Genomic DNA, 12,327 nt, shown 5'->3' with positions numbered 1-12,327 from the left:
GTTTAGCAGAGGCCGGGCGGAGACCTCGGCGGCCGTCCCACACCCAGCCATCTGTTTCCAAACTACAATCCCCGAAAAACGTCACTATTGCTGACCAAATTGGTCCTGCGCCTCGCGACGCCGTTGCTGCGCCGCAGCATCGATTCCGCTTGCGATGTTTAGTGAAATTTGCATCACTAAACAAATTACTCAACATCGCTCACGCCCGGCCGCAAGGCTGGAACCTTGGAGGAAGGGTGACGATTCGAGGGCCGTCATCCCGACGGCCCGATCAACGGGAGGAACGCATGAAGACACTATCGAAAGTGACTTTCGGCCTGGCGTCGGCGCTGTTCGCCTCGACGGCCTACTCCAGCACGGCGACGGCCGACGAACTGACCTTGTGCTGGGCCGCCTGGGACCCGGCCAATGCGCTGGTCGAACTCTCTAAGGAGTTCACGGCGGCGACCGGGACCGAGATGAAGTTCGAATTCGTGCCGTGGCCGAATTTCGCCGACCGCATCCTCAACGAGCTGAATTCCGGCGGCAAGCTCTGCGACCTGTTGATCGGCGACTCGCAATGGCTCGGCGGTTCGGCCGAGAACGGCTACTACGTCAAGCTGAACGACTTCTTCGACAAGGAGGGCATCAAGATGTCCGACTTTGCCGATGCCACCGTCTATGCCTATTCGACCTGGCCGAAGGGCACGCCGAACTACTGGGCGCTGCCGGCCATGGGCGACGCCAATGCCTGGTTCTATCGCAAGGACTGGTTCGCCAGGCCCGAAATCCAGGCCGAGTTCAAGCAGGCTACGGGCCGCGACCTTGCAGTGCCCAAGACCTGGCCGGAACTAATCGAGACGGCGAAGTTCTTCCAGGGCAGGGAGATAGACGGCAAGAAGGTCTACGGCGCCGCCATCTTCACCGAGCGCGCCTCCGAGGGCATCACCATGGGCGCCACCCAGGCGCTCTACGCCAACGGCTTCCAGTACGAGAAGACGTCGGGCAAATACGACATGGAGGGCGCGGTCAACTCCGCCGACGCGGTGAAAGGGCTCGAGGAATACAAGGAGCTCTACAAATGCTGCACGCCGCCCGGCTACACCGACGCCTATATGGGCGAGACGCTCGACGCCTTCAAATCCGGTCAGGCGGCCATGGCGATGAACTGGTTCGCCTTCTTCCCCGGCCTCTACAAGGACGAGAATGTCGGGGGCGACAAGATCGGTTTCTTCGTCAACCCGAAGGGAACGGCCGAGGCCTCCACGCTCGGCGGACAGGGCATCTCGGTGGTCGCCAACACCGACAATATGGACGGCGCGCTGGCCTACATCAAATGGTTCGCCCAGCCCGACATCCAGAAGAAATGGTGGGCGCTGGGCGGCTATTCCTGCCACAACGCGGTGCTCAACGATCCGTCCTTCAAGGACAGCCAGCCATTCGCGGCCGATTTCCTGGTCGCCATGAACCAGGTCAAGGACTTCTGGCAGGAGCCGTCTTACGCGCAGCTTCTGCAGGGGATGCAGAAACGGCTGCACGACTATGTCGTGGCCGATCAGGGTACGGCCCAGGAGGCGCTCGACAAGCTGATCGCCGACTGGACCGAAGTTTTCCAGGATGACGGCAAGATGTAGGGTGGGGGCATCCTCCCGAGCCCGTCCCGCGCCGTGATATGATGGCGCGGGACGGAGAGTTCGCCATGCAGGACAAGCCCAGCGGAAAGCCTCTCGTGACCGATACCAACCTCTCCATACTGGACCGGGCGGCGGCGTCCGCCGCGCGTGCCACGCCGGAACCGCTGGCGCGATCGGTCCGGGGCCTGTCGGACCGGATGGTCGCCTGGCTGTTCATCGCGCCGACCATCATCCTGCTGCTCGCCATCAACATCTTTCCGCTGATCTGGGCGATCCGCCTTTCCTTCACCAACTACCGCGCCAACCGGCCGAATGCCGAGGTCGCCAATGTCGGGCTGGAAAACTACCGGCGCATCCTGACCGACAGCGACATCTGGATCGCCATGCAGACGACGGCGCATTTCGTGTTCTGGACGATCCTGCTGCAGACGTTGATCGGCTTCACGCTGGCCTATCTGATCGACCGCAAGTTCCGCGGCCACGCCTTCTGGACGACCATCATCCTGATCCCGATGATGCTGTCGCCGGCCGTCGTCGGCAATTTCTGGCGCTTCCTCTACCAGCCCCAGATCGGGCTCTTCAATTACATCGTCTCCTTCTTCACCGGCATCGATCCGTCGTCCTTCGAGATGCTCGGCTCCGTCCGGCTGTCGCCCTGGTCGATCATCATCGTCGATACCTGGATGTGGACGCCCTATGTGATGCTGATCTGCCTGGCCGGGCTGCGCTCGATCCCGGACTACATCTATGAAGCCGCCGAGGTCGACCGAGCCTCGAACTGGCGCCAGTTCTGGTCGATCACGCTGCCCATGGCGCTGCCCTTCATCATGCTGGCGGTGCTCTTCCGCGGCATCGAGAACTTCAAGATGTTCGACATGGTGAACCTGCTGACCGGCGGCGGACCCGGCTCCACCACCGAGGTCGCCTCGATCACGCTGAAGCGAGAGGCCTTCGAGAAATGGCGCACCGGCATTTCGTCGGCCTTCGCCATCATCCTCTTCGTCGCGGTGTTTGGCCTGGCCAACATCTATGTGAAGGCCTTGAACAGGGTGAAGAGCCGATGAGCGCCTCGGCCCATTCCGTCGTCGAACCGAGCGCGACCTCCAGGCGCGTCGCCGGCGCCATCGTCATACTCTATGCGCTGGTGTCGATGGTTCCGCTTGCCTGGATCGTCATGACCTCGTTCAAGTCGCCGCCGGATTCGATCCACTATCCGCCCAAGATCGTCTTCACGCCGACGCTCGAAGGCTATTGCAACCTGTTCACCACCCGGACCCGGCAGACGCCGGACTATATCGAGAGCCTCGGCCCGGCGACCTCGACCTGCGACGCCATCACCCGCAGCCGCAACATGGTCATCGCCGGCCCCTCCAACTACTGGCCGCGTTTCCAGAACTCGATGATCATCGCCTTCGGCTCGACCTTCCTGGCGGTCTTCCTCGGCACGCTCGCGGCCTACGGCTTCTCGCGCTTTAAGGTGCCGCTCGCCGACGATCTCCTGTTCTTCATCCTGTCGACGCGCATGATGCCGCCGATCGCCGTCGCCATCCCCATCTACCTGATGTATCGCGAACTCGGCCTCTCCGACACCGCGCTTGGCATGATACTGCTCTACACCGCCGTCAACGTGTCGCTCGCCGTCTGGCTGCTGAAAGGCTTCATCGACGAGATCCCGCGCGAATATGAGGAAGCCGCAATGATCGACGGCTACACGCGGCTCCAGGCGTTCCGCAAGGTCGTGCTGCCGCAGGCCACGACCGGCATCGCCGCGACCGCCATCTTCTGCCTCATCTTCGCCTGGAACGAATATGCCTTCGCCGTTCTGCTCACCTCGGGTGCGGCGCAGACCGCGCCGCCCTTCATTCCGACCATCATCGGCGAGGGCGGCATGGACTGGCCGGCGGTCGCGGCCGGAACCACCATCTTCCTGGTGCCGATCCTGGTCTTCACCATCCTGCTTCGCCGGCACCTGCTGCGCGGCATCACCTTCGGAGCGGTAAGGAAATGATGTCGCCGATCTACCCCTCATCCGGGCCTTCGGGCCACCTTCTCCCACAAGGGGAGAAGGAGGAGCCTGGCTTCGACGGCTCCGTAAATCATCCGACGTTGACGATTTGCCGAGTCGCCGAAGCCGGGCTCCGGCCTTCTCCCCTTGTGGGAGAAGGTGGCCTCGCGAAGCGAGGTCGGATGAGGGGTCGCCTGGCGCCGTGGTCGACGCGCGTCATCACAGTGAGGCCCACATGAGCAACACGCTACCAAGCAAACGCTGGCCCCGCTCACTGCGCCGCGGCCCCATGGAGAGCATCGCGACCGCCGTCATCGGCATCGGCTTCCTGATGCTGTTCCAGCCCTTCGCGCTGCCGCTCTACACCTATTCCTTCGTCACGATGCTCGCCGGCACGGTGATGTTCATCGTCGTCTCGAAGTTTCCGGAGTAGGCGATGGCGGAGATCCGGGTCGAAAATCTCAGGAAGGAATTCGGTGCCTTCACCGCGGTGGAGAACTCCAGCTTCACCGTCGGCGACGGCGAGTTCTTCGTCATGCTCGGGCCGTCTGGCTGCGGCAAGACGACGACGCTGCGCATGATCGCCGGCCTCGAACTGCCGACGTCGGGCAGGATCCTGCTCGGTGGCGAGGAGGTCTCGCAGCGGCGTGCGCGCGAACGCGACATCGCCTTCGTCTTCCAGCTCTTCGCGCTCTATCCGCATATGAATGTGCGCCGGAACATCGGCTTTCCGCTCCTGGCGCAGGGCATGGCGAAAGCCGAGATCCGCCGGCGCGTCGAGGAGACGGCGAGCCTTCTGCGCATCGATCACCTGCTGGACAAGTCGGTCTCCGGTCTCGCCGGCGGCGACCGCCAGCGCGTCGCGCTCGGCCGCGCCATCGTGCGCCGGCCTAAATGTTTCCTCATGGACGAGCCGCTCGGAACGCTCGACGCCGAGTTCCGCGACCTCATGGTTCACGAACTGCGCGCCTTGCACGACCGCATCCGCGCCACCACAGTCTATGTGACGCACGACCAGATGGAGGCCATGGCCATGGCCGACAAGATCGCGGTCATGAACCACGGCGTCATCGAGCAGTTCGGCACGCCCCGCGAGATCTACGACCGGCCGGCCACCATGTTCGTGGCCGATTTCATCGGTTCGCCGCCGATGAATTTCCTGCCCTTTTCAGGCGGCCTGCCGAAGGGGTCGCGTGAGATCGTGGTCGACGGCGCCGCCGTCGCCGTGCCCGAACTGCGCGAGGATGCCGCCGCCGGCGACATGGCGCTCGGCATACGTCCCGAGCACATACGCTTCGACGACGGTTCGAAGCTGCGCGGTGCTGTCTACGGCACCGAATATCTCGGGACCACCCAGATCGTGGCGGTCGAGACGGGGCGGGGATTGATCAAGGCTCGCGTACCGGCCGAGCTTCGGCTCGCCGTCGGCGAGAATGTCGGCCTGGCGTTGAATGCCGCGCGCCTGTCCCTGTTCGACAAGGCGTCCGGCCGGGCAGTCCGTACCGCGATCCATGACGAGGCAAGCCATGGCTGACATCAGGATCAGGGGCGTCGGCAAGGCCTTCGGCGAGCGGCAGGCGGTGGCCGGGCTGGATCTCGACATCGCCGACGGCGAATTCGTCGTGCTGCTCGGTCCCACCGGCGCCGGCAAGACCACGACGCTGCGGCTCGTCGCCGGCCTGGAGCGCCCCGATGCCGGATCCATCCACATCGCCGGCCGCGACGCCACGCGGCTCGAGCCGGCGGCCCGCGACGTCGCCTTCGTCTTCCAGCAATATTCGCTCTATCCGCATCTGTCCGTCTTCGACAATCTGGCTTTTCCGCTGCGTTCCCCTGCCCGGCGGATGAGCGAGGATGCGGTGCGCAGCCGGGTCGAGCACGTCGCGAGGCTCGTGCGCATCGACCACAAGCTCGCCAATCGCGCGACCAGGCTTTCCGGCGGCGAGATGCAGCGTGTTGCCATCGGCCGCGCGCTGGTACGAAAGCCGGCGATCTTCCTGATGGACGAGCCGCTCTCCTCGCTGGATGCCAAGCTGCGCGCCGAATTGCGGCTCGAACTGAAGCGCATCCAGGCCGAACTCGGCGCCACCGTGCTTTATGTCACCCACGACCAGATCGAGGCGATGACCATGGCCGACCGCATCGGCATCCTTGCCGACGGGGTGCTGGTCCAGATCGGTACACCGCGGCAGATCTACACGGAGCCTGCCAATCTGCACGTCGCTGCTCGCCTTGGCCAACCGGCGATCAACCTCCTGCCGCGCGGGCTGCTGCCGGACGGCGATGCGCCGGCGGCCGCCGCGACCATCGGCGCGCGCACCGAGCATCTGACGATTGCGAAGGCGGCGAACGGTCACGCCGACGGCGTCGTCGATCGGATCGAGCATCTGGGCGATCAGAACCATCTTCATCTGACGGTTGCCGACCGGAGGCTGGTCACGCTCATCGATCCCGACACACCCTTGAGGAAAGGCGATCCCGTCACGATAAGGTTGCACGGCCCGCTGTTCTTCGATGCGGCAGGCAGGAGGATAGAGGGAGGGGGATGATGACTGGAGTTGCGTGGATGGAGAGCGGAAAGGCGAAGGCGGTGCTGCCATCGGTCTTCTACCCGTTTACGGGGCCCCCTTGTGGGAGAAGGTGGCCTCGCCCACGGGTCTTGCCTTCGGCAAGCCCGAGGACAGGCTCCGCGCGGTCGGATGAGACCCACCGGCCGGCGTCGGGCGCCATCCTGGATGAAAGTGCCGCGTGTCTTCGCACCCCTCTCTGTCCTGCCGGACATCTCCCCCACAAGGGGGGAGACTGGCCGGCCGCTCGGATTTCGCCAATCGTCGACGTTGCAGGACGAGTGCCGTCATCGATGACAGCCAGTCTCCCCTCTTGTGGGGGAGATGTCCGGCAGGACAGAGAGGGGTATTTCGCCAAACCGTATCCAACTGCAATCAAAAGGCTTTCCGCCCTACTTTCATGGCAGGCGTACTTCGCATGGCACGGCCGGCGGAATTATGTGCATTGCCAAGCCGTCTATGGGGAGAATTCCGCCTGTCGAGAGGCCTCACCTCGTCCTACACAGATGTGTGCATGCCCTGGCCGCTTGCGGGGAGAAGGAACCGAAGGAGCGGTGCGATGAAGATCGGCTTCTGCATGTTCTTGTGGACCACCAGCGTCGGCAGGAAGCACGAGGCGCTGCTGAAGGACATCAAGGCGACCGGCTATGACGGCGTCGAGATTCCGGTCTTTGCCGGCTCGCCGGATGATTATAGCAGGCTCGGTGCCATGCTCGACCGGATCGGCCTGGAGCGCACTGCCGTCTCCGCGATGGGCGACCCGGCGATGAACCTCATCTCGCCGGATGCGGGCACACGCAGGGCCGGTATCGACTATATGAAATGGGCGATCGACTGCTCCGAGGCGCTTGGCGCGAAAAATCTCTCCGGCCCGCTTCATTCGACGCTCGGGCATTTCTCCGGAACCGGCCCAACTGCGGCCGAGAAGAAGCGCTCCCTATCCTCGCAGCGCGCCATCGGCGACCATGCCGGCAAGCGGGACGTGACGATCGGCCTCGAAGCGCTGAACCGCTTCGAATGCTATCTCATGAACACCATGGCCGATCTTTCGGCGCATATCGACGAGATCGGCCATCCCCATATCAGGGCCATGTATGATACGTTCCATGCCAATATCGAGGAGGCCGATCCGATCGCGGCCTATACCAGACACGTCGGCAACATTGTCCACATCCATATCTCGGAGAACGACCGCGGCGTGCCCGGGCGAGGCAACATCCCCTGGGCCGAGACTTTCGCGGCCATCCGCGGGAGCGGCTATGACGGCTGGCTGACCATCGAGGCCTTCGGGCGAGGCCTGAAGGACCTGGCGGCCGCGACCAAGGTCTGGCGCGATTTCGCCGAGAGTCCCGAGGCCGTCTATCGCGAGGGCTTCACCCATATCAGGAATGGCTGGCGGAAGGCCGCACCCGCCGGAAAGGTGATGACGGCATGACGGCGGCGGCCCTTGACCTCGAGGCACTGATCGCGGCAGCGGCGGACACCATCGCCGCCCATGCCGACGAACTGACCGCGCTCGACCAGGCGATCGGCGACGGTGATCACGGCGTCAACATGAAGCGCGGTCTCGAGGCTGTGCGCGCCGAGGCCGGGCAGTCCTCCGTCAAACCACTGTCCGACGCGCTGAAAGCGATCGGCACCCGTTTGGTCATGACGGTCGGCGGCGCCTCCGGCCCGCTTTTCGGCACCTTGTTCATGGCGCTTGGCAAGGAACTGCCCGGGAATCCGGATCGTGCAGCCTTCGTTTCAGCCTTTGGAAAGGCGATCGAGGCGGTCGGTGCGCGGGGCAAATCGCAGGCCGGGCAGAAGACCATGCTCGACGTGCTCGTGCCCGTGCAGCAGGCGCTGGTATCCGGCAAGGCCGGCGCGGAGATCGTGGCGGTCGCCGATGCCGCGGCCGAGGCGACCGTTCCGATGAAGGCTCTCCGCGGACGTGCATCCTTCCTCGGCGAGCGCTCCATCGGCCATATGGACCCCGGCGCGCGCTCGACGGCGCTGCTCGTCCGGGCGGTTGCGGATCATATCGGGAGCATCGCATGAAGAATGTCGGCATCGTCATCGTCTCGCATTCGCCCAAGGTCGCCGAAGGCACGGCCGACATGGTGCGCCAGATGGTCGGCGAGGACGTGCCGCTCGCCTGGTGCGGCGGCGATCCGGAAGGCGGGCTGGGCACCAGCGTCGAGGCGATCATGGCGGCGATAGACCGGGCCTGGTCCGACGTCGGTGTCGCCGTCCTGGTCGATCTCGGCGGCGCCGAGACCAACAGCGAGATGGCCATTGAGATGATCGGCGAGCCGCGCGCGCAGAAGATCGTCATCTGCAACGCCCCGATCGTGGAAGGCGCGGTGATGGCCGCGACGGAAGCCTCCGGCGGGGCGTCGCTCAAGGAAGTCGTGGCCACCGCGCATGAACTGGCGCCGGCCTGAGCGTCCCGGTTCATGTGCCCCGGTCTGAGTTGAGGAGAAGTGATGTCGAAAGCTGAGGCCACGGTCCTGATCAACCATGCGGTGGGGCTGCATGCGCGCCCGTCGGTGAAGTTCACCAAGCTGGCCAAGACCTTTCCCGCGCGGATCGAGATGGCGCTCGCTGCCGATGGTCCGTGGATCGACGCCAAAAGCATCGTCAAGGTGATGGCGACCAAAGCGCCGAAGGGCACGGAACTTCATCTGCGCGCCGAGGGAGAACATGCCAGGCAGGCGATCGAGGCCTTGGTCGCGCTGGTCGATCGCGACTTCGACGAGAGTGACGTTCATGCGCAGTCGGCCTGAGTAGCAGGGCGCCGTTCGAAAAGAGAGACGCCGGTGGTTTCCGATACCCCCCTCTGCCCTGCCGGACATCTCCCCCTCAAGGGGGGAGATTGGCAGTTTCAATGTCGGCGATCGTCCTCCGGCGTCGCTGATTGGCGAAAGCCAAGCGGCAGGCGCATCTCCCCCCTTGAGGGGGAGATGTCCGGCAGGACAGAGGGGGGGGCTTAGATGCACCACGCCGGCGAGGAACCTGTCCGGCTCACCGGCACTCCGGCGTCGCCCGGTTATGCGGCCGGACCCCTGTTCCATCTCGGCCACGCCGCATCGGCCTACGCGGCCAAGGGAACGGCCGCTGGCGAGGCGGATGCATTGAGATCGGCGCTCGCCGAGGCCTCGGCGAGAATTGGCGACATGATCGCCAATGCTCCCGGGGAAGCGGCCGAGATCCTGGAATTCCAGCTCGCCATGCTCGAAGACGATGCCCTAGCTGCTCCAGCCTTCGCGGCCATCGAGGGCGGTGCCGCCGCGGATGAGGCCTGGCGAGCTGTGCTCGACGCCGAGATCGCAGGTTACGAGCAGGCCGAGGATGCCTATTTCCGGGCGCGCTCGGCCGATCTGCGCGATATCAGAGACACGGTGCTGCGCGCGCTTGCCGGCGATGCCTGTCCCGTGGCGCCGCCGGGCGCCGTGCTTTGCGGCGACGATATCGCGCCGACGCTGTTTCTCGGTACCGACTGGAGCAAGGGCGGCGGCGTGGCGCTTGCCAGGGGTTCTCCGGCCAGTCATGTCGCCATGCTGGCCCGGGCACGCGGTGTGCCGATGGTCGTCGGGCTCGGCGATGCCGTCGCGGGCTTCACGGGGCTGGCCTTGCTCGATGCCGAACATGGCGGCATTGTGCTCGGTCCGGGCGAGGACGATCTCGCTGCCTACCGCTCGTCCGCGGAAGCCTTCAACGCCGCGAGGCTGCGTGCCGGAGAGTTCCTGTCCCGCCCGGCAGCCACGCGCGACGGCACCGCCGTGCGCGTCCTGATCAACATCGCCGATCCGTCCGACGTCGATGCGATCGAGGTCGGCCATTGCGACGGCGTCGGCCTGATGCGCACCGAGTTCCTTTTCGGCAATGCGCTGCCCGACGAGGAGACCCAGCTTCGCGCCTATCGGAAAGTGCTGGAATGGGCGAAGGGCAAGCCGGTGACGATCCGGACCGTCGATGCCGGCGGCGACAAGCCGGTGCCGGGCTTCACCGTAGCGGAGGACAATCCCTTCCTCGGCCAGCGCGGCATCCGCCTTTCCCTTGCCCGACCGGACGTGTTCCGGGTGCAGATCCGCGCCTTGCTGCGCGCTGCCGTCCATGGCGACCTCAAGGTCATGTTCCCCATGGTCGCCGTCCCTGACGAATACGCCAGGGCGCGCGCGCTGTTCTTGCAGGAGGCGGCGATGCTGTCGGCCGCGGGGATCGCGCACCGGATGCCGCCGCTCGGCATCATGGTCGAGGTGCCGTCCGCCGCGATCATGCCCGAGGCCTTCGCCGATGCGGCCTTCTTCTCGATCGGTTCGAACGATCTGACCCAATATGTCATGGCCGCGGCGCGCGACAACGGTTCGGTCGCCGGGCTGAACTCGGCGCGCAATCCCGCCGTGCTGCGGCTGATCGCCGGTGTCGCCGCCTTCGGCCGCCAGCACGGCATTCCCGTCAGCCTGTGCGGTGACGCCGGCGGCGATCCCGCGGCGATCCCCGCGCTGCTCGAGGCCGGCCTGCGCGACCTGTCCGTCGCGCCTGCGCAACTCGCCGCCGCCAAGGCGGCGGTCGCGGACGTCTCGCTATGAACCGGCCGCCCGCGATAGAGCCTGCTGTGGGGCCGGACGACGCCATCCGCGCCTACAAGGGGGTGTTGTCGGCTGTCCTCGAACAGCGTCCCTCCGGTACCCGCCAGCGGCTTGCCGACGCGCTGGGCAAGCACCGCAGCTTCGTCACCCAGATCTCAAGCCCCGCCTATCCGACGCCGATCCCCGCACGCCACCTGCCGCTGATCTTTTCGGTCTGCCATTTCAGCGCGGCCGAGCGGGATCAATTCCTGGCCGCCTATCAGGTCGCGCATCCCGGCAAGGCGCCGCTCGCGGCCGGTGTCCGCAAGGTCCGCCACATCTCGCTCACCGTGCCCGACCTCGGCGACGACAAGCAGAACGCGGCCCTCGACCGGGCCATCTACGATTTCATCCACAGGATCACCAGCATTGCGGGCAAGGGCGGCGGCTGACCGCGGCCCGAAACGGGAGGATTGCCGTGAAGAAGTTCCTGAACTCGGTCGACAGCGTGCTGACGGAGAGCCTCGACGGTTTCGTCGCCGCCCATTCCGACATACTGGTCCTCGGTGAGGGCCACAAATTCGTCCGCCGCCGGGAACTGAAACCCGGCAAGGTGGCGCTGATCTCGGGCGGCGGCTCCGGCCATGAGCCGCTCCATGCCGGCCTCGTCGGCCACGGCATGCTCGACGCTGCCTGTCCGGGACAGGTCTTCACGTCGCCGACGCCCGACCAGATGCTGGAAGCCGCCGCCAGCGTCGGCACCGGCGCCGGCTGCCTGTTCATCGTCAAGAACTACGAAGGCGACGTCATGAACTTCGACATGGCCGCCGAGATGTCGGAAGGCGTGCTCCAGGTCGTGACCAATGACGACGTGGCGGTCGAGGATTCGCTCTATACGACCGGCCGCCGCGGCGTGGCCGGGACGCTCGTCGTGGAGAAGATCGTCGGCGCCGCTGCCGAAGAGGGCAGGGCGCTCGCCGCTTTGAAGGCGCTCGGCGATAGAGTGAACGCCTCGACCCGTTCCATGGGCGTGGCCCTCACCTCCTGCACCGTGCCGGCCGCCGGCAGGCCGACCTTCGAGATCGGCGAAGGCGAGATGGAATTCGGCGTCGGCATCCATGGCGAGCCGGGCCGGCGGCGCGACCAGCTGAAGAGCGCGGACGCGATCGCCGAGGAGATCTGCACGGCGATATCAAATGACCTTGGTGCCGCCGCACGCGGCAAGGCGTTGCTCTTCGTCAACGGCTTCGGCGGCACGCCGTCGATGGAGCTCTATCTGATGTACAACGCCGCGCGGAAGATTTTCGAGACACAGGGCGTGACGGTCGTTCGTTCGCTGGTCGGCTCCTATGTCACGTCGCTCGACATGGCTGGCTGCTCGATCACGCTTTCGATGCTGGACGAGGAGACGGCGAAGCTCTGGGATGCGCCGGTCCACACGGCCGCGCTGCGTTGGGGTATGTGATGCCGTCGGTCTTGTTCTTGACCGTTACGGCAAGCCCCTGCCATGATAGTGGCGCTGAAAGTCGTTTTGCTTCAAGCAGATAATGGATTCGGCGAAGTTCGGGCACTGCCCCTCATCCGCCTGC

13 protein-coding genes are annotated in these 12,327 nt (G+C 65.3%); all 13 read left to right on the top strand.

Annotated elements, in window-relative coordinates:
* Nucleotides 1–287 precede the first annotated feature (287 nt).
* The 13 genes from JN302_RS35635 (at nt 288) to dhaK (ending at nt 12,203) form a co-directional block, all read left to right on the top strand.
* Nucleotides 288–1,613: an ABC transporter substrate-binding protein gene (locus tag JN302_RS35635; RefSeq protein WP_202330715.1), complete on the top strand. Its 1,326-nt coding sequence runs from the start codon at nt 288–290 to the stop codon at nt 1,611–1,613.
* A 65-nt stretch (nt 1,614–1,678) separates the two neighbouring features.
* Nucleotides 1,679–2,677: a carbohydrate ABC transporter permease gene (locus JN302_RS35630; protein WP_202309011.1), complete on the top strand. Its 999-nt coding sequence runs from the start codon at nt 1,679–1,681 to the stop codon at nt 2,675–2,677.
* Nucleotides 2,674–3,621, top strand: coding sequence for a carbohydrate ABC transporter permease (locus JN302_RS35625; protein ID WP_202309010.1), 948 nt, complete (start codon nt 2,674–2,676; stop codon nt 3,619–3,621). Before JN302_RS35630 ends, JN302_RS35625 begins: the two co-directional genes overlap by 4 nt.
* Nucleotides 3,622–3,853: 232 nt before the next feature.
* Nucleotides 3,854–4,051, top strand: a complete 198-nt coding sequence (locus tag JN302_RS35620) for a hypothetical protein (RefSeq protein WP_202309009.1) — start codon at nt 3,854–3,856, stop codon at nt 4,049–4,051.
* Between the two features lie 3 nt (nt 4,052–4,054).
* On the top strand, nt 4,055–5,152 hold the full coding sequence (locus tag JN302_RS35615; protein WP_202330714.1) for an ABC transporter ATP-binding protein: 1,098 nt from the start codon (nt 4,055–4,057) through the stop codon (nt 5,150–5,152).
* Nucleotides 5,145–6,167, top strand: coding sequence for an ABC transporter ATP-binding protein (locus tag JN302_RS35610; protein WP_202330713.1), 1,023 nt, complete (start codon nt 5,145–5,147; stop codon nt 6,165–6,167). The genes JN302_RS35615 and JN302_RS35610 overlap by 8 nt, the downstream gene beginning before the upstream one ends.
* Nucleotides 6,168–6,744: 577 nt before the next feature.
* Complete coding sequence (locus tag JN302_RS35605) at nt 6,745–7,620, top strand: sugar phosphate isomerase/epimerase family protein (RefSeq protein ID WP_202330712.1); 876 nt, start codon at nt 6,745–6,747, stop codon at nt 7,618–7,620.
* Nucleotides 7,617–8,225: a dihydroxyacetone kinase subunit DhaL gene (gene dhaL / locus JN302_RS35600; protein WP_202330711.1), complete on the top strand. Its 609-nt coding sequence runs from the start codon at nt 7,617–7,619 to the stop codon at nt 8,223–8,225. The genes JN302_RS35605 and dhaL overlap by 4 nt, the downstream gene beginning before the upstream one ends.
* The gene (gene dhaM / locus JN302_RS35595; protein ID WP_202330710.1) at nt 8,222–8,611 is read left to right on the top strand and encodes a dihydroxyacetone kinase phosphoryl donor subunit DhaM; all 390 of its coding nucleotides are present in this window, start codon (nt 8,222–8,224) and stop codon (nt 8,609–8,611) included. The genes dhaL and dhaM overlap by 4 nt, the downstream gene beginning before the upstream one ends.
* 39 nt (nt 8,612–8,650) lie before the next feature.
* A complete protein-coding gene (locus JN302_RS35590) occupies nt 8,651–8,953 on the top strand; it encodes an HPr family phosphocarrier protein (RefSeq protein ID WP_202330709.1) in 303 nt (100 codons plus the stop codon).
* Nucleotides 8,954–9,160: 207 nt separating this feature from the next.
* Nucleotides 9,161–10,759 carry a phosphoenolpyruvate--protein phosphotransferase gene (locus JN302_RS35585; RefSeq protein WP_202330708.1) on the top strand — a complete coding sequence of 533 codons (1,599 nt, stop codon included), beginning with the start codon at nt 9,161–9,163 and terminating at the stop codon, nt 10,757–10,759.
* The gene (locus tag JN302_RS35580) at nt 10,756–11,190 is read left to right on the top strand and encodes a hypothetical protein (RefSeq protein WP_202330707.1); all 435 of its coding nucleotides are present in this window, start codon (nt 10,756–10,758) and stop codon (nt 11,188–11,190) included. The genes JN302_RS35585 and JN302_RS35580 overlap by 4 nt, the downstream gene beginning before the upstream one ends.
* 26 nt (nt 11,191–11,216) lie before the next feature.
* Nucleotides 11,217–12,203: a dihydroxyacetone kinase subunit DhaK gene (dhaK, locus tag JN302_RS35575; RefSeq protein ID WP_202330706.1), complete on the top strand. Its 987-nt coding sequence runs from the start codon at nt 11,217–11,219 to the stop codon at nt 12,201–12,203.
* The last annotated feature ends 124 nt before the right edge of the window (nt 12,204–12,327 follow it).

The organism is Mesorhizobium sp. L-8-3 (assembly GCF_016756615.1).
Taxonomy (GTDB): domain Bacteria; phylum Pseudomonadota; class Alphaproteobacteria; order Rhizobiales; family Rhizobiaceae.
The sequence above is the reverse complement of the archived record's forward strand: the minus strand, read 5'-3'. Positions and strand labels throughout refer to the sequence as shown.